21 protein-coding genes, 1 pseudogene and 2 other annotated features are annotated in these 21,450 nt (G+C 35.5%); of the genes and pseudogenes, 6 read left to right on the top strand and 16 right to left on the bottom strand.

Features of this window, described 5'->3' with window-relative positions:
- Positions 1–64: 64 nt before the first annotated feature.
- Positions 65–310: a binding site (T-box leader), on the bottom strand.
- Positions 311–568: 258 nt separating this feature from the next.
- Both ACUN26_RS05620 and msrA read left to right on the top strand, forming a co-directional pair.
- Complete coding sequence (locus ACUN26_RS05620) at positions 569–1,327, top strand: SDR family oxidoreductase (RefSeq protein WP_000911813.1); 759 nt, start codon at positions 569–571, stop codon at positions 1,325–1,327.
- Positions 1,328–1,417: 90 nt separating this feature from the next.
- Positions 1,418–1,954, top strand: coding sequence for a peptide-methionine (S)-S-oxide reductase MsrA (gene msrA, locus ACUN26_RS05615; RefSeq protein WP_001291857.1), 537 nt, complete (start codon positions 1,418–1,420; stop codon positions 1,952–1,954).
- Positions 1,955–2,121: 167 nt separating this feature from the next.
- Here msrA and ACUN26_RS05610 read toward each other — a convergent pair.
- The 5 genes and pseudogenes from ACUN26_RS05610 to ACUN26_RS05590 all read right to left on the bottom strand — a co-directional run bounded on the left by ACUN26_RS05610 (position 2,122) and on the right by ACUN26_RS05590 (position 5,533).
- Positions 2,122–2,315, bottom strand: a pseudogene (locus ACUN26_RS05610) (hypothetical protein).
- A 293-nt stretch (positions 2,316–2,608) separates the two neighbouring features.
- Complete coding sequence (locus tag ACUN26_RS05605; RefSeq protein ID WP_001106793.1) at positions 2,609–3,505, bottom strand: RCC1 domain-containing protein; 897 nt, start codon at positions 3,503–3,505, stop codon at positions 2,609–2,611.
- Between the two features lie 164 nt (positions 3,506–3,669).
- Entirely contained in the window at positions 3,670–4,311 is a 642-nt protein-coding gene (locus tag ACUN26_RS05600) for a FusB/FusC family EF-G-binding protein (RefSeq protein ID WP_000387067.1), read from the bottom strand.
- 110 nt (positions 4,312–4,421) lie between these two features.
- Complete coding sequence (locus ACUN26_RS05595) at positions 4,422–5,108, bottom strand: DUF421 domain-containing protein (RefSeq protein ID WP_001015539.1); 687 nt, start codon at positions 5,106–5,108, stop codon at positions 4,422–4,424.
- Between the two features lie 161 nt (positions 5,109–5,269).
- Positions 5,270–5,533 (bottom strand): CD3324 family protein, encoded by a 264-nt coding sequence (locus ACUN26_RS05590; RefSeq protein ID WP_000878303.1) that lies wholly within the window; start codon positions 5,531–5,533, stop codon positions 5,270–5,272.
- 326 nt (positions 5,534–5,859) lie between these two features.
- On the opposite strand from ACUN26_RS05590, the gene ACUN26_RS05585 reads away from it, so the two are divergent.
- A complete protein-coding gene (locus ACUN26_RS05585) occupies positions 5,860–6,564 on the top strand; it encodes a polysaccharide deacetylase family protein (RefSeq protein WP_000726868.1) in 705 nt (234 codons plus the stop codon).
- Positions 6,565–6,707: 143 nt separating this feature from the next.
- Here ACUN26_RS05585 and ACUN26_RS05580 read toward each other — a convergent pair whose 3' ends face one another.
- Positions 6,708–8,045, bottom strand: coding sequence for a sodium-dependent transporter (locus tag ACUN26_RS05580; protein WP_001088192.1), 1,338 nt, complete (start codon positions 8,043–8,045; stop codon positions 6,708–6,710).
- 298 nt (positions 8,046–8,343) lie between these two features.
- Positions 8,344–8,566 (bottom strand) — a binding site (T-box leader).
- A gap of 366 nt (positions 8,567–8,932) precedes the next feature.
- Here ACUN26_RS05580 and ACUN26_RS05575 point away from each other — a divergent pair.
- Positions 8,933–10,567 (top strand): putative polysaccharide biosynthesis protein, encoded by a 1,635-nt coding sequence (locus ACUN26_RS05575; RefSeq protein ID WP_000107898.1) that lies wholly within the window; start codon positions 8,933–8,935, stop codon positions 10,565–10,567.
- Positions 10,568–10,606: 39 nt separating this feature from the next.
- On the opposite strand, the gene ACUN26_RS05570 is transcribed toward ACUN26_RS05575, so the two are convergent.
- From ACUN26_RS05570 to ACUN26_RS05545, 6 genes are all read right to left on the bottom strand, one after another.
- Positions 10,607–11,431: a DUF4037 domain-containing protein gene (locus ACUN26_RS05570; protein WP_000524270.1), complete on the bottom strand. Its 825-nt coding sequence runs from the start codon at positions 11,429–11,431 to the stop codon at positions 10,607–10,609.
- Positions 11,432–11,524: 93 nt separating this feature from the next.
- Positions 11,525–12,037, bottom strand: a complete 513-nt coding sequence (locus ACUN26_RS05565; protein WP_000771310.1) for a GNAT family N-acetyltransferase — start codon at positions 12,035–12,037, stop codon at positions 11,525–11,527.
- Between the two features lie 77 nt (positions 12,038–12,114).
- A complete protein-coding gene (cysK, locus tag ACUN26_RS05560; protein ID WP_000762271.1) occupies positions 12,115–13,032 on the bottom strand; it encodes a cysteine synthase A in 918 nt (305 codons plus the stop codon).
- A 10-nt stretch (positions 13,033–13,042) separates the two neighbouring features.
- Positions 13,043–14,254 (bottom strand): MFS transporter, encoded by a 1,212-nt coding sequence (locus tag ACUN26_RS05555; protein WP_001149404.1) that lies wholly within the window; start codon positions 14,252–14,254, stop codon positions 13,043–13,045.
- A gap of 207 nt (positions 14,255–14,461) precedes the next feature.
- Positions 14,462–15,721: a GTPase HflX gene (hflX, locus tag ACUN26_RS05550; protein WP_000391889.1), complete on the bottom strand. Its 1,260-nt coding sequence runs from the start codon at positions 15,719–15,721 to the stop codon at positions 14,462–14,464.
- A gap of 483 nt (positions 15,722–16,204) precedes the next feature.
- Positions 16,205–16,759 carry a hypothetical protein gene (locus ACUN26_RS05545; protein ID WP_000821918.1) on the bottom strand — a complete coding sequence of 185 codons (555 nt, stop codon included), beginning with the start codon at positions 16,757–16,759 and terminating at the stop codon, positions 16,205–16,207.
- A gap of 180 nt (positions 16,760–16,939) precedes the next feature.
- Between ACUN26_RS05545 and ACUN26_RS05540 the strand changes: the two genes are divergently transcribed.
- Entirely contained in the window at positions 16,940–17,923 is a 984-nt protein-coding gene (locus ACUN26_RS05540; protein ID WP_001086330.1) for a ketoacyl-ACP synthase III, read from the top strand.
- A gap of 46 nt (positions 17,924–17,969) precedes the next feature.
- Here the strand turns inward: ACUN26_RS05540 and ACUN26_RS05535 are convergent, their stop codons facing one another.
- The 4 genes from ACUN26_RS05535 to ACUN26_RS05520 form a co-directional block, all read right to left on the bottom strand.
- Complete coding sequence (locus tag ACUN26_RS05535) at positions 17,970–19,244, bottom strand: MFS transporter (protein WP_000569593.1); 1,275 nt, start codon at positions 19,242–19,244, stop codon at positions 17,970–17,972.
- 187 nt (positions 19,245–19,431) lie between these two features.
- The gene (locus ACUN26_RS05530; RefSeq protein ID WP_000427321.1) at positions 19,432–20,244 is read right to left on the bottom strand and encodes a polyphosphate kinase 2 family protein; all 813 of its coding nucleotides are present in this window, start codon (positions 20,242–20,244) and stop codon (positions 19,432–19,434) included.
- A 101-nt stretch (positions 20,245–20,345) separates the two neighbouring features.
- On the bottom strand, positions 20,346–20,486 hold the full coding sequence (locus ACUN26_RS05525) for a hypothetical protein (protein ID WP_000686451.1): 141 nt from the start codon (positions 20,484–20,486) through the stop codon (positions 20,346–20,348).
- An 83-nt stretch (positions 20,487–20,569) separates the two neighbouring features.
- Complete coding sequence (locus ACUN26_RS05520; RefSeq protein ID WP_229198734.1) at positions 20,570–20,779, bottom strand: alpha/beta hydrolase; 210 nt, start codon at positions 20,777–20,779, stop codon at positions 20,570–20,572.
- Between the two features lie 192 nt (positions 20,780–20,971).
- On the opposite strand from ACUN26_RS05520, the gene ACUN26_RS05515 reads away from it, so the two are divergent.
- Entirely contained in the window at positions 20,972–21,436 is a 465-nt protein-coding gene (locus ACUN26_RS05515; protein WP_000823176.1) for a hypothetical protein, read from the top strand.
- The last annotated feature ends 14 nt before the right edge of the window (positions 21,437–21,450 follow it).

Here is a 21,450-nt window from a genome sequence, read left to right as displayed (position 1 = left end):
TCTATTTTTATAAAAGAAAAACTCTCGCCTCAGCAATCAACTACTACAACTTAGTAGCTTTGATTGCTGAGGCGAGAGTTTCGCGTTACCACTCAGCTTCCTTATACTTCTCGCGAAATATAAGCTCTGTAGGTCCAATCAGACCCCCGTCCTTTTACCGGAGACGATGCCGCCGCCCTCTACTCAGTTTCCCTTTCGCAAGCGATGCTCCGAGGTGATCTTCAATGATTCGATTGCTACTACTCTCACAGCCTAGGAGTAGCTCTCTGAAACGATCATAATCATCTACTTTCCTCTTCTTTGCATATACAACATATAAAGTTAGAAAATTCTTAATTAACTTTTATTTGTTACACGTATTATAGGACGCGGTTCTTTTCATTGTCAACATGTTTTTTAGAAAAAAATAAAATTCATTCTATTTACTAGAAATCTATTTATTTTTTCTCAAAACAAAATCGGAATGAACTTCTTACACATACTCATATATTACTTAAGTATGTTCGCATTACTACATAAAGAAAAACTACTGACAAACATATAAAATTTATGGGGAGATGAGAATAATATGTTAAAAGGAAAAGTAGCGTTAGTTACAGGAGCAAGCCGAGGAATTGGACGTGCTATTGCTAAACGTTTAGCAAATGACGGTGCATTGGTTGCTGTTCATTACGGTAATCGAAAAGATGACGCTGAAGAAACTGTTCATGAAATTCGATCAAATGGTGGCCAAGCTTTTTCTATCGGCGCAAATTTAGAATCCTTACACGGTGTAGAAAACCTTTATAACGCTTTAGATACTGAATTACAAAAGCGCACTGGTGAAACACAATTTGATATTTTAATAAACAATGCCGGCATTGGTCCTGGTGCTTTTATTGAAGAAACAACTGAACAATTTTTTGATAGAATTGTTTCAGTAAATGCAAAAGCACCATTCTTTATCATTCAACAAGCACTGCCACGTTTACGTGACAATAGCCGAATTATTAATATTTCATCCGCTGCGACCCGCATTTCTTTACCTGATTTCGTTGCATACAGTATGACGAAAGGCGCTATTAATACAATGACTTTTACGCTAGCAAAACAGCTTGGAGCACGAGGAATAACGGTGAATGCAATACTTCCAGGATTTATTAAAACAGATATGAATGCAGAACTCTTGAGCGACCCGATGATGAAGCAGTACGCTACTACTATTTCCGCTTTCAATCGCTTAGGTGAAGTAGAAGACATTGCCGATACTGCTGCATTTCTCGCTTCTCCAGACAGCCGCTGGGTTACTGGACAATTAATTGATGTGAGCGGAGGATCTTGTTTATAAAAAACATATATTTTCAAATCTTTTTTATTGCGCAATAAAACAATTTATATAATACTATATAAAACATATACATTTAGGAGGATTACAGCAATGTCCGAAAAAACATACGAACTCGCAACCTTCGCAGGCGGTTGCTTTTGGTGCATGGTAAAACCATTTGATGAACTTCCAGGTATTCATAAAGTGCTTTCTGGCTATGCAGGAGGTCATATAGAAAATCCAACATATGAACAAGTAAAAGCTGGAACATCTGGACATTTAGAAGTTGTTCAAATTACATTCGATCCTTCTATTTTTCCTTATCAGAAATTACTAGACTTATATTGGCCACAAATCGATCCAACTGATGATGGCGGACAATTTTTTGACCGTGGTCCATCTTATCGTACCGCTATTTTTTATCATAACGAAACACAAAAAGCGCTTACTGAAAAATCAAAACAAGCTCTTACTGAAAGCGGAATGTTTAAAGATCCAATCGTAACTGAAATTCGCCCGGCTGCACCTTTTTTTGAAGCAGAGGAATACCACCAACATTTCTATAAAAAGAACCCAGAGAAATATGCTACTGAGCAAAAAGAATCTGGCCGTGCAGACTTTATAAAAGAAAATTGGCAAAAAAAATAATAAAAATGCATCGTGCTTTCTTTACAAGTACGATGCATTTTTATCTTTGAAACAGGTACCATACAATTACAAAACCAATCGCTGTTAATGTCCAAAGTATTATTTCGTTTTTCACTCTATTCTTTTTATTTGTCATTTCATCTCCTCCTAATAGTTATTAAACATATTCAAGATTTCCTTTGTTTAATTGTCCACTTGATGAACTTAAATACATCCGTACAAATTCTTATAACAAGAGTACCAATGATTGCAATTGAAATTACTAACATCTGTCCAAAACTAAAGAAGTTGTATATGTTATATAGAGTACGATACATACAAGTAGAAGATTTGGTAAAAAAAGCAAAAATCTTTTAAGCATTTCTTCACCTCTTCTTATGCTTTTAAACTACGTCTCCTACTGTAACTGTGAAATAAAACTTGTTCAAAAATGTCATATAAACCCTCATTTAACGAAAAAAAATAAGAATCCATTTTGAAAAGGATTCTTATCTTATTCAACAAAATTAAGGTTTATTATATTCCACATATCTTATTCCATACTTACTCCCGAAATAGAATAATATTACTGGATATTTATTAGCATTTTAATATTTTGATTGCCCTACAAATATTAAGACGAATAAAACGGTTGAATCATCCAGTCGTAAAAAACTAATTACCCGGCAGGAGAATACCGCTCCAGCTACCTACATCGCATTGGCCAAATTCATTATTACCTACCGCTACCACCGTTCCGTCTGATTTAAGTCCGACCGTATGTGCACAACCAGCCGCTATTGCTACAATATCTCGCCAATCACTTACATTACATTGGCCATACTCATTCCAACCTACTGCCGCCACCGTTCCGTCTGATTTAAGACCGATTGTATGATTCGTACCAGCTGCTATTGCTACAATACCCCTCCAACCACTCACGTCACACTGGTTATGTTTACCATTCCCCACTGCCGTCACCGTTCCGTCTCGTTTAAGACCAACAGTATGAAGATAACCCGCTGTGACCGATACAATACCTCGCCAGCTGCTTATATTGCATTGGCCATATCGATTATTCCCCACTGCCGTCACTGTACCGTCCAATTTAAGACCGACTGTATGCCAGTCACCCGCCGCAACCGCCACAATATCTCGCCAGCCACTTACATTGCATTCTCCTTCTTTATTTCGGCCCACCGCCACTACCGTACCATCCAATTTAAGGCCAATAGTACGACGCCATCCCGCCGCAACCGAGACAATATTATGCCAATCGTGTACATTACATTGGTCATGCTTATTCCAACCCACAGCTACCACAGTACTGTCACATGCAAGACCGATTGTATGTGCATTACCCGTGTTCGTCGCCATATGAACATTACCCGCTGCGACTGCTTCAATATCACACCAGCTGCTTACATTGCATTCTCCTTCTTTATTTCGCCCCACTGCTACTACCGTGCCATCCAATTTAAGAGCAACGGTATGACCACGACCTGCCGCTATCGTATCTTTAGGCCACCGTTTCGCTTTTAACATTTCTTCTTTCGGTGAAATGTAATTCATGTTTTTCCTCCTTGCATATAAGCAACTGTATCCAAATAGATATTTTTATCTAATTTCATTATAAATGACCCGACTTTTTTTATAAATTTACAGCTACAAAAGAAGCCTATTATTACTTCTTCAAAAAATAAAAACCTCCAGTTTAAATACTAGAGGTTCCTTCTTTATTTCTTCAATCGTTCAATAAAATCATTCAATTTATCAAGTGACTTCATATTCTGATTACAAGCTACACCGTCTTTGCAAATATAGTTTCCCTTTTTAACGAAAGTTCCTGGTACATCACCTTTAATTTCCACTAAAAACATTCCTACTTCTTCATGCCCATGACATAATGAACAAATGCTTTTTTTATTTAAACTTTGAAAAGTTCCTTGCAGACCAACAAACTTATTTTTATCATTTTTCGCTATAATAAATTTCCTACTGGATCCTTTATCAATCCAGCTTAAATAGGATAATTCTTTCATATCCAGTTCTTCCATATCAGGAAGTTTTAACTTTTTCGCCTTAGGAAATAATTTTTTTAATGTTTGCGCTGTAACTTCCTGAAACGGAATGACATACGGATTTATTTTCATTAAAAACGATTCTGCATCTTCTCTATTTTGAACTGTTAATACCGTATCGATTAACTCTTTCTGTTCATCCGTTAAATTCTCAAATACATGTATTATTTTTTCAATCGCAAGTGATTTTAATGCTTGAATTACACCTCTATCATTTGCCGTTGCGTGCCCATTTGCTAAAATATAAGCTTGTGATTTTATAAAATTATATTGATCACTTCTAATAAAAGCTTCCATCTTTATCACTCCATACAAATTGTTGATCTAGTCTTATTGTATACAATGATTCAGTTTTTTGATATGTAAAAGATAACTTAGAAACAAACATTACATACATCGCCTATTCTCTATCGCTGCATTTCCTGACAAAAGAAACCATCGTCTGTTTTCCATTCTGCATATAATACGTCTTCAAATTTAGTAATTCCTTTTTGCTTTATTTGTTTATAAAGCCATCCTTCATCAAAACCTGCTTCCCTCAAATTATCCTTAACTACTTTCCCATCACTAATTAATGAAATCGGTAAGTATACAGGCTTATGTTTTAAACTTAAATCATTTATAGTAGGAGATTCATATTTACTTTTTTTCAATACACTTATGTTTCCGTTAGGTTCCAATATCATATACTCAACTTCTCGAATTGAAAATATATCTTTTTGTTGCCTAAGCATTTGTTGTAATTGGTTTATATCCAAATGATTTACGCTTAATTGTTCACGATCAATCTTTCCATTACGAATAATAATTGAAGGATATCCTTCAAAAAACCTTCTTGTTCCCCTTATTTTTTGTGTTATCACTTCTATAGTATAAATTAAAATTACCCAAACAAATACTGAATACAAAATAGACCATACTTTAATTTTAGGATCATATATTGAATTTCCAACGAGCTCACCTAGGACGATTGCAGAAATAAAATCAAAGGGCGTTAGCTGAGATATTTGTGTTTTCCCTAATATTTTTGTAGCAATTAATAGAACAAAAAAACCAACTAAAAGCTCTATCGTTATTTGTCCAATATGATTCATATATGTTCACCTTTCTACTTTTCAAGTGCTCTGTATACCATTTAATAAAAAAAACGGCACATTTTTTCTATTATCATGCCCGTTCACACCTCATATATCCAATACATATAAAACAAAAAGAGTCTGATTCAAAGTAATATATGAATCAGACTCTTTTCCTCTTATTTAGAATACACAATCTTTTTAATCGTTTCCCCAGAAAGAAAATATTCTTCTGCAAGTTGATGAATAGCAATTCCGCTTTTAAATGCTGCTTTAATCGCGTTATTTCTTTCATCTAATTGTTTTCTTCCTCCAGATCGTGTACCCCATTTATAATGTTTCGTTTCTTGTTTTGGAATGTAAATTGTTTCACCTTGTATATACTTTTGAATTTCAGCAATTAAACTTTCTGGTAAAACTGCCGCAGCCTTTACGTATTTCATTTCTGCTCGCCCCTTATTTTTTATGGTTCATTTCAATAAGGTGCAAAGCCAAATATAAAAAATGATACGAGCTCATTTAGGCGATTGTATATTACTTGTCTACCTCACGCAAAGTATCGCCATTTCCATACTTGGCTTTGCATGAGACGTTGCAGTGTCTGGCAATTGAATTATAATCGCCATATAAACACCTCCTAATATACCTTTTGCATTTTATTATATGATAAATTTCCTCTCCTTGCATCCACACCCTTCTTAAAGCACGAAATTACTTAGTTTGATATAATACTTTTTAATCAAATCAAAAATCATTGTGAGGTTACATTATGAAGAAAAAAATTATCATTACAATCGTTACACTATTCTTTATTATCACAGTATTATTCGGAACATACAAATTGATGAACGCAAGAAACTTTCAATTATTTGGAGATTTAACACAACGCGTAGAAACAAATGAAAAAGTAATCGCTTTAACTTTTGATGATGGCCCTACTAACAATGTAAAACAAATATTACCTTTACTGGATAAATACAACGCTAAAGCTACTTTCTTTTTAATTGGAAATGAACTAGAGAAAAATCTATCATTAGGAGAAGCTATCACGCAATCTGGGCACCAACTTGGAAACCATACATATTCTCATAATAGAATGGTTTTCAAAACACCTTCTTTTATTAAAGATGAAATAGAAAAAACGAATTCATTAATCCGGCAAACAGGATTTACAGACGAAATTGATTTTAGACCCCCTAACGGAAAAAAATTAATTGGGCTACCCTATTATTTAAATAAAAATAATATCGAAACGATTACGTGGGATCTTGAGCCTGATACTTTTTATAAATCTACAGCTGATAAAATTGACTACGTTAATAAAAATGTAAAACCAGGTTCTATCATTTTATTACACCCTATGTATGATAAATCTAATGAAAATTTACAGACCATTGAAGGTATTTTAGACTCTTTATCTAAAGAGGGATATCAATTCGTCACAGTAAATGAACTGCAAAAAAGAGCAAAATAAGGTGAAACTTTAATCAGTGGGGGGTGCCCATCCCCCACTTAACTTCTTCGCTTTCGCTGAGTTTTGAGGTGGGGGTCTTACTGCCCGGCAAATAAAAGGATAAAAAAGGTAGCGTATCATATAACGATACGCTACCTTTTTTGTTAAATAATTCCAAGTACATTTAGGAATACGATAATAATCGCAATTGGTGCGATATAGCGAAGTAAGAATAACCATAATACGAATAGTTTATAGCCTTTATTTTTACTTACACCAAGCTCTTTCATTAATACATCTTTCTTCATTTTTAAAGGAACAAAGATAGAAACTAATAGAACACCAAGCGGCATTAATACGTTACTAACTGCATAGTCCGATAAATCAAAAATAGTCTTTCCAAAAATCTTCAGATCACTTAATATACCAAATGATAATGCTGATGGTACTCCAACAACGAAGATTAATAATCCAACGATTAAAGCCATTTTTTCACGTTTCCCTTTACCTTTTGCAGTTAAAGATGCAACGCTAATTTCTAACATCGAAATTGCTGATGTAATAGTAGCAAAGAAGAATAGTAATAAGAAAACGATGAAGAATAATTTTCCGAACGCCATTTTACTGAAAATAGCTGGCAATACGATAAACAATAATCCTGGTCCTTGAGATGGTTCCATTCCAAATGCGAATACAACCGGGAATATCGCAAGTCCTGCAAGTAATGTAATAACGAGCGTTAAAGCTACAATAGAAAATGCTGAACGCGGTAAACTTTCTTCTTTCGGTAAGTATGAGCTATACGTTACCATAACGGCTACACCGACAGATAATGAGAAGAACGATTGCCCCATCGCATATAAAATAATTTCTGACGTTACGTTTGAGAAATCAGGTTGTAAGAAGAAGCGAACTCCTTCACCAGCACCGTCTAATGTAAGTGCACGAACAATTAAGACAAAGAATAAAACGAATAGTGCTGGCATGAAATATTTATTTACTTTTTCAACACCATTTTGTACACCTTTACTTACGATGAAAATAGTAATAAGGATGAATAATAGTTGTGATCCGACTGCTAAATACGGATTGGAAATGATTTCACCGAACGTAGCTTCGTACGCCCCATTTCCTTCCCATAGTCTACCTGTAATTGCATTCCATAAATATAATAAAATCCATCCTCCTACAACACTGTAGAAAGAAAGTAATATGAAACATGTTACAATTCCTAATTTACCTAACCACGGCCATAACGTTTTCGGTGCGATTTCTCTATACGCATCAACGGCCTCTTTTTGTGTACTTCTCCCAATAACGAATTCGGCTAATAATAGCGGTAAACCAATTAATAATGTGAAACCGATGAAAATAAGGAAGAATGCGCCGCCTCCTCCGATGCCGGCCATATATGGGAATTTCCAAATCGCCCCAAGACCAATTGCTGAACCTGCTGCAGCTAATACGAAACCTAATTTCGATGTCCATTGCTGTGAATTCATCTGTTAATCTCCTCTCTTTATCTTTTTCTGTTTTATAATTTGGTGTTTATATTGTTCTATCAATACTTTTTTCTAATACGTTCACTTCCTCCCTAATAAAAAAACGTCCCTACGTAAATACGTAGGGACGACAAAAATATCGCGGTACCACCCTAGTTATGAAGATACAACAAAAGTAAGACCTAAATAAAAACGTCCCTACGTAAATACGTAGGGACGATAAAATATCGCGGTACCACCCTAGTTATGAAGCCACAGCAAAGTTAGGACCTAAATAAAAAACGTCCCTACGTAAATACGTAGGGACGATAAATATCGCGGTACCACCCTAGTTGTGAAAAAATCTTCACCACTTTATTTGATAACGGTATAAACTACCGTCTTCCATTTCCTCATAATGTGAGATTTATGAAAGATGCTCCAGGACGAACTTCATGAATAATCTATATACTGATTCACACCAACCATCAGCTCTCTGAAATAGGGAGATTTTCATTACTATACCCTTTCATTGCCCAAATATTATTTTCCGAATTGATTACTATCATTTTTATCACACATTAAAAATAGTGTCAACTTATATTTTAAGTTTTTATGTCTTATATTCTATTTAAAAATTTGAAATATGACTTTTGTATGAATAGTATTTGAACTTATATGGTTTATACTGTATTAACTTCTCTAACAGGTTTATAGTAGTATACGGTAAAGTGAAACTTTAATCAGCGGAGGATGCCCCACTGATTAAAGTTTCACCAATTTTGCGTTTACTCGTAGTAGCAGGGCTTCCACTTAACTTCTTTCTCCAGCCTCATTTTGAGGTAGGAGTCTTACTGCCCTCAAAGAGCGAGATACATGCAAGGCAACATGAGTAGGAGGAACAAATTTTGTCTACTTCAAAAGTTTTAAAAGGTACTGCTTTACTAAGCGGTGCAACAATGATTTCACGTATTTTAGGTTTTATATACTTCTTCCCTTTTCAATTATTAGTTGGAACACAAGGGGTCGCTTTATACGGATATGCATATACTTGGTATGGTATTTTATTAAGCTTTTCAACTGCCGGTATTCCTATTGCCGTCTCCAAATTTGTTGCAAAACATAATGCACTCGGTGATTATAGTACAAGTAAAAAATTGTATAGCTCGAGCATAAAATTAATGCTATTTATGGGCTTTTTAGGATTTTTAATTTTATTTATTGGAGCGCCTTACATATCACAATTTATTATTCGCTCTAAAACGCCAAATCCACAATTTATCGCTGACGTAACACTTACAATGCGGGCATTAAGTTTCGCACTTATTATCGTACCGGCTATGAGTGTTACACGCGGCTATTTCCAAGGTTTTCAACATATGAAACCAAGTGCTGTTTCTCAAGTCGTAGAACAAATCGCACGCGTTGTTTTCATTTTAGTTGGTAGCTTCATCGTTTCCAAAATATTAGGAGGTTCCGTAGCCTCTTCTGTTGCTGTTGCTACATTCGGTGCTGTTATCGGGGCACTTGCCAGCGTCTCTATTTTAATGCTGTACTGGAAAAAGTATAACGGATTAAAGCCTCCTGAAGGTGAATTAAAGTCAAGGGCATCCGATATTCCATTACGAAATATTTATATGGAATTACTTCGATATGCAATCCCAATTGTATTTGTGGGTATTGCAATTCCACTCTATACGTTAGTAGATCAATATACCGTAGCTGATGTCCTTAGAGCGATGGGAGAGCCTTTAGAAACCGCGAATGCAGTTTTCGCTTATATAACGAACTATGCACAAAAGTTAATTATGATTCCGGCTTCACTTGCAACTGGATTCTCATTAACAATTATTCCGGCTATAACGAAATCATTTACAAGCGGAAAACTAGAAGAATTACAAGAACAAATTTCAAAGATATTCCAAGTATTGTTATTCTTCACTATCCCAGCTGCATTTGGTCTTGCTAGCATCGCTTACGATGCATTTCGAATGATTTATGTAGATCCTAAAATTGCACTTGATGGATCACAATATTTAATTTCATTTGCACCTTCTGCTATATTAGGTGCGATTTTCACAGTTTCTGCAGCTATATTACAAGGCATTGATTATCAAAGAAAAACAATGATTGCATTCTCAATCGGTATTCTTGTGAAGATTGTAGTAAACATACCACTTTTACACTTATTCGGTGGACACGGTGCTGTACTTGGAACAATTCTCGGATACCTCGTTTCGAATATTATTATGTTGTATTGCATCATTAAGTTTGCGAAATTTAAAATTGGTGAAACGGTGAAAACAGTATTTCTTATTACGATATACTCCGCAGCAATGTCTGCTGTTGTAATTGCATTAAAAGCAATTATAAGCTGGATTATTCCTGGCCAATCTTATATCGAATCACTGCTCATTGTATTTATATGTGGTGCGGCAGGAGGGCTTGTTTACCTTTTATTCGTATTAACGAGTGGACTCGCTTCACATATTCTTGGTAATCGTATTCAACGTTTACCTGTACTAGGAAAATTAGTAAAATAAAAAAACAAAAGATGTAACTCGTTGTTACATCTTTTGTTTTTACTTTGCATATTGAATGCGTTTTTGTTGCTCCGCAATATTTAATTCTGGAGTATATTGTTTTACTAAATGTAATACCTCTCCCATTAACAATTCTAACTCTTTCACACTATTCTCTGGATGTCCTATTAAAATATTCGCCATACGCTCATATAAATTTTCAGGCTTAATCCCCATTCGTTCCACATTATATGGCATCCATTTAAATGCAGGATGATGCACGTACATGCGGTTCAGACCAAATAAGACTCCAAATATATTTCTTTGAACTTCACAAATAACATCATATAGCATAAGCCAATCTTTTCGTTTTAAAAGAGCCTCTCGATTATGCCAACGATTGCTTAACCAAAGGTTTTCTGCAATCATTTTTTGCGCCAATTCTTCTGGATACGCTTCAACTCTATCTTTTAGAGTATGTACTTTCACTTCTCCATACAAACTCACACCATCATGAATGGATGATACAATACATTGTTTCTCATAATTGATATCATACCGCTCTACAACTTCTGAAATAATTTTTTCTACGGTCACTGTTAAAAAATTACTAATCTCTAGTTTAATTCCTTCTTTCGTCAAATACGTCTCCGACCATTCTTCTTCCTCGTAAGGATAATATGATAAAATTTTTCCACCAATATGATTAATAGGCTCTTTACGATCCTCATCCTCTGGTGGTTCCGACCATAAAATATGTAATTCAATATCTGAATGTTCATCCTCTAATTTTCTAGCTACTGAACCTGCTAAAATAATAGCTTCGATTTTCGGGTTTTTTCTATAAATCTCCGACATTTCTATCGCTTTCTCTCTTAATCCCATTTCATTCCCCCCTAAAACTGCAGCACTCCCCTTACTCTTCATTTATCTATTTCGATATTGCATATTATATTACCTTTTCAAATTCACACTTAATCAAATTTCTACCCAATAACGCTGAACAACTTTACCAGTACGAGAAGAAACTACCTCATTTTCTAACACACCGCCAACCTTTTGAATCGTTTTAGCAGAACCGATATTGGATTTATCGCAAGTTATTAATACTTTCTGCAATCCTAATTTTTGCGCTTCAGTTAATGCAAGCTTTAGTTGTTTCGTAGCGTAACCGTGGCGACGTTTATTCGGATGGACACTATATCCAATATGACCGCTTTCCCGTAATAATTCTGGATTTAATCTATGTCTAATATTCACAAAACCTATAAGTTCCCCTTTTTCAAAACTTAAAAACTGACTAGATGGCACTCGATTCGCTTGTAAGTTTTCTCCTACTTCTTGTATACTCACTTTTTCAAACCATTCAGCTAGGGAATCAAAATTTTGTAAAGAGCTACTACCGTGTGGTTGTTCTCCTGCATGTAAAAAAGCCTCCCGATACTCTATAATTTGTTCACTATATTTATGCGTTGGTTTTAATAGTTTCATCGTGCTTTCCCCCTCTTAATCCCCTAAAACAAACCCCTTAATAGCTCTATTTCACCATTAAGGGGTTTCTATCATTTTTATTCAAATAACCCCATACTCAAATAACGTTCACCAGTATCAGGTGCAATACATAAAACTTTTTTACCAGCGCCTAGGCGCTTCGCTATCATAATTGCTGCGTACACAGAAGCTCCTGAAGACGGCCCTACTAATAAGCCTTCTTGTCTAGCTAAGTTTCTCATTGTCGTTAAAGCCTCTTCGTCTGCAATTTGAATAATTTCGTTATACACTTCTGTATTTAAGTTTTTCGGAATAAATCCTGGACTTGTTCCTACTAGTTTATGAGGACCTGGTACACCACCTGATAAAACGGGAGATCCTTTCGGTTCCACTACTGCAATATATAAGTTTGGTAATTTCTCTTTTAACGTTTCACCAGTCCCTGTAATCGTTCCGCCTGTTCCTGCCGTTGCAACAAAAGCATCAAGCTCTCCATCCATTTGTTCGTAAATTTCAAGTGCAGTCGTATAACGGTGAATATTCGGATTAGCTGGATTTTCAAATTGTTGCGGGATAAAACTATTCGGTATTTGTTTTTGCAGTTCTAACGCCTTCGCAATTGCTCCTGGCATTCTTTGTTCTGCTGGTGTTAAAACTACTTCTGCCCCGTATGCTTTCAATAAATTAATACGCTCTTTTGACATATTGTCTGGCATAATTAAAATCGCTTTATACCCTTTAGCAGCTGCGTTCATCGCTAAACCAATTCCTGTATTCCCACTTGTCGGTTCAATAATTGTATCCCCTGGTTTAATGAGACCATTTTCTTCTGCAACATGAAGTAAATTATAAGCAGCACGGTCTTTCACACTACGTGATGGGTTAAACATTTCTAGTTTCACATACACATCCGCTGCGTCTTCCGGAATAAATTTAGATAATCGGACGACAGGTGTATCTCCTATTAATTCTGTTACGTTTTCACATAATTTCATAGTACATCCCCTATTCTATCGTTTTCTTATCACTTGGTAATAACCATGAAGTAAGTCCAATTAACGGTAAACAACTACATAATATCATAATGAACTGAAGGCTATATATATCAGCTAACTTTCCTAGTACTACAGCACCTAGAGCACCAAGGCCGAACGCAAGACCTACAATTAGACCTGATACCATCCCTACTTTTCCCGGAACAAGCTCTTGCGCGTATACAACAATTACACTAAAACTACTTGAACTAATAAAACCGATACATAAAAATAAAGGTACGACCCACACAAGTGAGACATGTGGTAATAACAGTGCAAGTGGCGCTGAACCTAACATTGAAAATACGATGATGTTTTTCTTACCAAATCGATCTGCTAACGGTCCTCCGAAGAAAGTTCCTAACACACCAGCAATCATAAATGCGAATACGAAATACTGGGCATTTTTTATAGATAAATCATAATGCTCAATTAAGTAAAATTGATAGAAATTCCCGATACCGGCACCGTACCAAGAGCGCACAAAAGTAAGAAAAACAAGAAGTATAATAACGAATTTAATGTGTGTACTTACAATTGCATTTTCCGCCTCAAGTGCAGCTCTCTTCTTCCTTCTTACAGCGCCGGTTGCTAATTCATTTTTGTACCAATTCGATACGAAAATTAATAATATAATTCCTACTGCTGCAAATGCTGTAAAACCTAAAGAACCAATTTGACCAAGCGGAACGAAAATTAGCGCTGTAAAAATGGGAGCTAAGGAATTCCCCGTGTTTCCCCCAACTTGATAAATCGCTTGCGCTAACCCTCGTTTTGCACCTGCCGCCATATACGCAACACGAGCGCCTTCTGGATGAAAGACTGCAGAACCTAAGCCAATAAATAAAACAGAAATAATAACAATAATAAAGTTTGGTGCAAACGCGAGTCCAATCATTCCAAGCATACTCGAAAACATGCCGAGTGGTAATAAAAATGGTGACGGCTTCTTATCTGAATACATACCAAACACCGGTTGCATAATCGATGACGTCATATTTAACGCAAACGCAATCCACCCTACTTGCATATAGGATAAATTCATCGTTTTTTCCAAAATAGGAAACAACGCCGGCACAACTGCTTGCATCGAATCATTTAAAAAATGTCCGAAGCTAATCGCAAATAATATTCGGTATATTGTCGGTGTTTCTACAGTTTTTTTTTGTGAAACTGCCTGCATATGTGAATCTCCCCTTTCTGTACAAAATATTTATTAAAGTAGGTGTAATAAATTCTGACTTTTGAAACATTTCCATTCTATACTGCTTTCATTTCTTTTTCCAGAAATATAACTTAACTTCCGTCATTGGCTTGCATCCTTGTAACTTTCAGCGGTAAAACATTACAGAAAAAGGCAACCCAATCACATACTGGGTTGCCTCTCAAATTAAATCGCAAAACGCTTATACTTTTCGTAATCACTCGTCTTACATTCTAGTTCAATTTTTGTACCTTCGTTCTCATAACTCGTAGATAAAACGTGCGCATGATTGTTGAAATACGAAACTACCTGTCCTTGGTCATATGGAATTAACATTTCACACTTCGTATACTCTTTATAAATATACGAGCGAATCATTTCTACAAGCTCTTCAATTCCAACATGCTTCTTCGCAGATAAATACACGCGGTCTTCTTGTACTTTTGGAATTTCAACATCTATCATATCTGATTTGTTATATGCATATATCGTTGGAATATTTTCTACTCCAATTTTCTTTAACGTTTCATTTGTAATATCAATTAATTGTTCATAATTTGGATTTGCGTAATCTACAACGTGAATAAGTAAGTCTGCTTCTGCTACTTCTTCTAACGTTGAACGGAACGCTTTCACAAGATGATGTGGTAATTTACTTACAAATCCAACCGTATCCGTTAATAAAAATGATTTATTATCTGGTAAATCAATATTTCGTACAGATGTTTCTAATGTCGCGAATAACATATCTTTTTCAAATACTTGTTTTTCTTCCGTACCATTATAAATTTCCAGCATTGCATTCATCGTCGTTGATTTTCCTGCGTTCGTATAGCCTACTAATGCTACAACTGGTACTTCATTTTTCTTACGTTGCTTTCGCTGCGTTTGACGCTGAGCAACAAGCGCTTCTAAATCTTTATTTAAAACTGAAATTTGCTCTTCAATTTTACGACGATCTAACTCTAATTTCTTCTCACCGACACCTTTATTTTTCGTACCAACGCCGCCGCTCTGTCTTCCTAATGATTCACGAAGACCGATTAAACGAGGCATCATATACTGAAGATGCGCTACTTCTACTTGCAGCTGCGCTTCTTTCGTTTTCGCACGTTGCGCAAAAATATCTAAAATTAAAATGGTACGATCAATAACTTTACAGTCTAAATCTTCCTCTAAATTTCGAATTTGTGAAGGAGATAATTCGTCATTAAAGATTACCATATTCGCATCTACTTCATTTACATAGGCTGCTACTTCTTCAATCTTTCCTTTTCCAATATAATGTGATGGATTTACTCGTTGTAAATTTTGCGTCACTTGCCCGATTACCTCTACATCACAAGCTTCTGCAAGATTCGTTAACTCTTCCATAGAATATATAAAATCATCTTCATTTCCTAAATTCACTCCAACTAAAACTGCTCTTTGTAATAATTCTTCCATATATTTATTCCTCCATTTCGATTACGTAAAATAAAAAACACAGGTCGCTGCCTGTGTTTTCGTAAACGGATAAGGGTTCACCAAAGAAATAGAAGAAAGTTATACTTTCATCCTATCTCATAGTCAATAAGTCTCAAGATCATATACGAATCCACAACAAGTGTTCACCTATACGATCCCAATCTAATTTTAAAGGCAAAACAAAAAGAGGGCGTATTCGTCCCTCCCTCTTTTTCACATATAAGCTTAATAAAGGGTTCCTTTAAAATAGGCAGACCAATCCCGTTCACTCTGTACACAGACAGAGCCTTTGAGCGCTATTCAATTATCGGCACAAAGTATTGAGACGTAATCTGATTAAGATCAAAGGAAGCCCCTCCGTTCATTTTAAGTTATATAAAGTGTAGCATAAGTAATTCGCTTTCACAAGGTTAACCCCCCTATAGAAACAGAAAGAAAATCTTTATATTTTTACTTTAATCGTCATTTTTTGCGTGTTCTTCTCACAAAAAAACTAACAACAGCAATGATCAATAGCAGACCTATGGATATGATAGCAACTTGCCACCAACTGAAACCACTCACCATTCCACCTTTTAAATTCACTTTCTTCGTCGGAACAGACTCTTTTGCAATATGACTTAAAGCCGCTTTGTCCACCCCTGCCTCATCCAATCTCTTCGTTCCACTACAACTATGTGTGTGTAATTGTTTTTCTGATCCCCTTTGAGAAGAAAACACTAAGTACTCTCCTCCCTCTACAAAGTGAAACACACAATCACCACCATTTGTATATACGATAATTTGCGAAGAAGTTGTCCCTTTCCATATTTTCTTCACTTCAAATAATACTTCAATCCCAATCCCTTCTTTCCTTCCAATCTCAATTACTTTCCCCTCAAACACTACATCATTTTTTTGAAATGCATCTTCTGCTGTTACATTAATACAATCACAGGCATGAGATTTCTCTGGAAAAATAATAAGAATAAAGCTACAAATAATGACAACAGGCAACATGCGCAAAATTCTTTTCAAGGAGCCCCACTCCCTTCATTATCAATTTCAATAGCTTCTCGTATATTATTTTTACGCTACTCGTCAAATTCCTCTAGAGTAAATTAAACGGTATCGTTTCCATACAATAAAAGTCTTTATTGACATTTTTATAACCTGATATTAGTATCAGGTTATAAAAATAAGTTAGGAGATGTCCCTATGAATTCTAAATCTCGTATTACCGCAATTGGTACTTATGTTCCAAATCAAATATTGTCTAATAACGATTTAGAAAAAATGGTCCATACGAATGATGAATGGATTGTGCAAAGAACAGGCATGAAAGAAAGAAGAATTGCTAACGAAGACGAATACTCCTCACACTTAGCCATTAAAGCAGTCGAAAATTTGTGTACAACATATAAGAAAAACTTAGAAGATATTGACTGTATCATCGTTGCTACAACTACTGCTGACTATGTTTTTCCTAGTGTCGCTTGCCAAATACAACAATACTTCAACATACCTCATACACTAGCTTTTGATTTAAATGCGACTTGCGCTGGTTTCACATACGGACTGCATGTCGGTAATAGCTTAATCACTTCTGGATCACATCAAAAAGTACTCGTCATAGCGACAGAGACATTATCTAAAGTTACTGATTACACCGATAGAACGACCTGTATTTTGTTCGGTGATGGCGCTGGAGCTATTTTATTAGAAAGAGATGAAAACAAACCAAGCTTTATTGCTGCTCACATGGGAACAAACGGTGACGGTGGTATTCATCTATACAGAACAAACTTATCTACTACTATGAATGGCACACCACTACAAACAAATGAAAAAATCGTTCAAAACGGAAGAGAAGTATATAAATGGGCTGTACGAACAGTACCATACGGCATAAAAGAACTATTACATACTGCAAATTTGCAAATAGATGATATAGACTGGTTCATACCACATAGTGCTAACTTAAGAATGATTGAATCTATTTGCGAAAAATCAAAAATATCTATTCAAAAAACATTAACGAGTGTGGAAGATATGGGGAATACATCTTCCGTCTCTATTCCACTCGCTTTAGATTTAGCTAGAAAAAAAGGAAGATTAAATAACGGAGATACACTTTTGCTATACGGATTTGGCGGTGGACTTACGCATTTAGGGCTTATTGTGGAGTGGGATTTAAGTTAAGTATTGAAAAAGAGGTTCTAATTAGTAACTAGAACCTCTTTCTCATTTAATTTCTCGCCCCTTTTCGAGACCATATCACAATAGGAATAAGCAATAATGCTAGCACTCCTCCCGCTAATGATAATGCGGCATAACTGGAATTCGCTACTATCATACCTGACATCGCTCCACCAGAAGCCCCAGCTAACGCAACAAATACATCTATTTTGCCTTGTGTTTTTGCACGTGTAGAAGGTATAGTTGCATCAACAATTTGAGCTGTGCCACTTATTAAACCGAGGTTCCAACCTAACCCAAGTAAAGACAGAGCAACAATTAATAATAGTAAAGAATCACTCGGCGCCATCGCAGCTATGACACCCGCCGCTAATAAAATTATTCCACCAGCTATACTCATCGTAGTTCGTCCGATTTTATCAATTAACATTCCTGTAACGAGAGACGGAAGATACATTGCACCTACATGAAAACCAATTACAAGCCCTACTGCACTTAAACCATGACCATGATGCCCCATATGAACTGGCGTCATCGTCATAATCGCAACCATCACTATTTGAGTAAGTATCATAACGATTGCTCCAACTGTAATACCTCGTTTGTTTTCTTTCACTTCTTCTGTTACTGGTTGCCCTTTATATGTATGTTCTCGTTTATATGTTTCTATTATGTTAGCAATAATTAATGGATCTGGACGAAGCATAATAAAAAGGACAAGACCCGCCAGTATAAATGCCGCTGCTGATAATATAAACGGACCTGCAAGGTTAGGAATTCCGATTGAATGGGCAAAATCTCCCATTACGCCTACTAAGTTCGGTCCTGCAACTGCACCGAAAGTCGTCATAACCATCGTAATACTAATAGCAGTTGCTCGTTGTCTCTTATCTGCTAAATCGGTACCAGCATAACGAGCTTGTAGATTCGTCGCTGTACCTGCACCATATATGAGTAAAGAGACTAGTAATAAAATAATACTATTTGTTAAAGCAGCCAATACAACTCCAATAGCCCCTAGCCCCCCTACTATAAACCCTGTTGCAAGTCCTATTCGGCGACCATATTTTTGCGATAACTTCCCAACAAAGAAAGCCGCTACCGCAGACCCCATTGTAAACATAGCAGCCGGTAATCCTGCATATGCATCTGTCCCAAGCATTTGCTGCGCAAGAAGTGCACCTACTGTAATTCCAGCAGCTAATCCCGCTCCACCGAACATTTGTGAAATACTTACGATTATTAATGTTCGTTTATATAATTTTTGTTGCTCTTCTTCTGTGTACATACGATTACGTATTGAAGCATCTGCTATCTCTATCATTTCCTCACCCTCTCTATAAAACTAATACCTCTTGTTAATGTACTATAGAACAACAAAATCCCAAAATTTAAAATGCTACAGTTTATTTATTAATGTAAAGAACCCCACGGTTTATGTTTCGCTCATTACCGAGGGGCTCCCAAAATCACAGGGTAGATCTTCCTATATTTTACATTAAAACTTTCGACTATTTTACAACTACATCTTGATTATTTTCAAAGCCCTCTGCCTTACCTTCTTTCATTTCATAATAATAAGAAGGTAATTCTATACCATGCTCTAAGAAATAATCCTCAATTAATGAAATAATCACTTTCAATGTTTTCAAACGTGCATATAATTTATCATTACTCGCGATAATTTGCCACTTCGCATTTGGCTTACTTGTTTTTTCAAACATGTCTTCCATTGCTTCAACATACTCATCCCATTTTTCACGATTACGCCAATCTTCGTCTGTAATTTTCCATCTTTTCAAAGGATTTTTCTCTCTATCTTTAAACCTCTTTAACTGCTCCTCTTTACTTATATGGTAGAAGAACTTCCCTATTATGTAATGGTCATCTGTTAGTAGTTTTTCAAAATCATTAATCTCATCATATGCTCTCATCCACTCTTCCTTTGTAGCAAATCCTTCCACACGCTCAACTAACACACGACCATACCATGAGCGATCAAAAATAGTAATTTGCCCGTACTGTGGAATTTTGCGCCAGAAACGTTGCAAATAATGGTAACGTTTTTCATGAGGTGCAGGCGCTCCAATTGGATTTACTTGGAAGCCACGCGGGTCAAGATGTTCCGTCACCCGCTTAATTGCCCCACCTTTACCAGCCGCATCCCAACCTTCCATAACGAGCATAACCGCAATTTTTTCTTCTTTTAAAATTTGCTGTAATGCTAATAAGCGCCTTTGATATTTTTCGAGTTTCTTATTGTACTTAGATTTTGATTCAATTTTTTTCGTTAAATCTACTTTAGCAAGATGCCCATTTTCCATAAAACAAATCCCCCTTGTTGTATGATAATATTATTTTAACATATTTTTGGTAAATTTTTCATATTACAAAAAACTGTGCAGGAAAATCTCTACACAGTTTTTCACTCTAACTTTACATCTACCTCGATATTCCCTTTTCTATTGCTCACAGCTTTCATAAAGAATATAGCAATTAAAACAACTGTAATAACCGTGCCTGCAATAGGAGATATGTTTAGTGGAATGTTATAAGCAATTTTCACATTTTACAATCGAATGATTGGGGGCATCCCCCTTCTAGTGAAAAATAAGCAAATACTGTAAAGCCAATGATTACTACTGAAAATTATGTAGTTACAACTCCTATTGGTATTATAAGCAGCGTAACATTTGAACTTTCTCTTACAGAACTGACAATTGAATATATACCTAAAATAAGACTAAGTATCGCAACACTTATATACACAATTACTGCATACCAAGGATTAAAGTCTAATAAGAGTCCAGAAATAACTATATACAAAAATAATAGTTGCAGAAAAACACTGCTCCCCATACTTATTAATATTCTCAACATACACTTCCCCTTATGTTCGCTATTTCATTTTTTCCGATTACATTTGATGTGTATTAGCATATGGATCAAATGTAATAATTCTTAACAATCACCCTTATATTAAATGGTATATCCTCTTATAAAGAGAAGATAATAACAAATAAATCCGTTACAGAATGGGAGTTCTCAAAAATGAAACGAAAAATATTCTCTCTCTTTGTGCTTATTTGTGTAGTACTACCAATGCAAGCTAGCGCTTACACATTTCAATCGCTACCAATTGTGTTAAAGTCTAAACAATGGTATATCGAAATTGATAAATCTCATAACTCAAACGAACAAATAATCCGGTCAAAACAAGGTGTATATGATACGTATAGTTTACTCGTAAAAAATATCGGTACTGATGTTTCAAATGTATCTGTAGAAATACTTGATAACACGCCTACATCTAAAGCTACCTTTACACCTACTACATCTGATGAAAACATTTCAAAAAGTCATACAAGCTTTGACTACATGGTATTTCCATTAGATTTTAATAGCCATAATTTTAAAGTCGTTATTACTTGGGAAGAAAAGAATTTCTCTTACAATGGTCATCCGGTAAATGAGGGTAAAAAAATGAAACAAACATTTGTATTTAATGAAGATTAAGCCTTATTTTAAGT

It is taken from the genome of Bacillus sp. WC2503 (assembly GCF_052682895.1).
Note: the sequence above shows the minus strand (reverse complement) of the source record. Positions and strands in the feature narration are given on the sequence as shown.

Bases quoted from the DNA above. Each gene is read 5' to 3' on its own strand.
- ACUN26_RS05585 (WP_000726868.1), top strand. From the start codon at position 5,860: ATGAAGAAAAAAATTATCATTACAATCGTTACACTATTCTTTATTATC.
- ACUN26_RS05520 (WP_229198734.1), bottom strand. From the start codon at position 20,779: ATGGGGAGCAGTGTTTTTCTGCAACTATTATTTTTGTATATAGTTATT.
- ACUN26_RS05600 (WP_000387067.1), bottom strand. From the start codon at position 4,311: ATGGAAGCTTTTATTAGAAGTGATCAATATAATTTTATAAAATCACAA.
- msrA (WP_001291857.1), top strand. From the start codon at position 1,418: ATGTCCGAAAAAACATACGAACTCGCAACCTTCGCAGGCGGTTGCTTT.
- ACUN26_RS05530 (WP_000427321.1), bottom strand. From the start codon at position 20,244: ATGGAAAATGGGCATCTTGCTAAAGTAGATTTAACGAAAAAAATTGAA.
- ACUN26_RS05555 (WP_001149404.1), bottom strand. From the start codon at position 14,254: ATGCAGGCAGTTTCACAAAAAAAAACTGTAGAAACACCGACAATATAC.
- ACUN26_RS05590 (WP_000878303.1), bottom strand. From the start codon at position 5,533: ATGAAATACGTAAAGGCTGCGGCAGTTTTACCAGAAAGTTTAATTGCT.
- ACUN26_RS05535 (WP_000569593.1), bottom strand. From the start codon at position 19,244: ATGATAGAGATAGCAGATGCTTCAATACGTAATCGTATGTACACAGAA.
- ACUN26_RS05620 (WP_000911813.1), top strand. From the start codon at position 569: ATGTTAAAAGGAAAAGTAGCGTTAGTTACAGGAGCAAGCCGAGGAATT.
- ACUN26_RS05565 (WP_000771310.1), bottom strand. From the start codon at position 12,037: ATGAAACTATTAAAACCAACGCATAAATATAGTGAACAAATTATAGAG.
- ACUN26_RS05595 (WP_001015539.1), bottom strand. From the start codon at position 5,108: ATGAATCATATTGGACAAATAACGATAGAGCTTTTAGTTGGTTTTTTT.
- ACUN26_RS05570 (WP_000524270.1), bottom strand. From the start codon at position 11,431: ATGGGATTAAGAGAGAAAGCGATAGAAATGTCGGAGATTTATAGAAAA.
- ACUN26_RS05515 (WP_000823176.1), top strand. From the start codon at position 20,972: ATGAAACGAAAAATATTCTCTCTCTTTGTGCTTATTTGTGTAGTACTA.
- cysK (WP_000762271.1), bottom strand. From the start codon at position 13,032: ATGAAATTATGTGAAAACGTAACAGAATTAATAGGAGATACACCTGTC.
- ACUN26_RS05605 (WP_001106793.1), bottom strand. From the start codon at position 3,505: ATGAATTACATTTCACCGAAAGAAGAAATGTTAAAAGCGAAACGGTGG.
- hflX (WP_000391889.1), bottom strand. From the start codon at position 15,721: ATGGAAGAATTATTACAAAGAGCAGTTTTAGTTGGAGTGAATTTAGGA.
- ACUN26_RS05580 (WP_001088192.1), bottom strand. From the start codon at position 8,045: ATGAATTCACAGCAATGGACATCGAAATTAGGTTTCGTATTAGCTGCA.
- ACUN26_RS05540 (WP_001086330.1), top strand. From the start codon at position 16,940: ATGAATTCTAAATCTCGTATTACCGCAATTGGTACTTATGTTCCAAAT.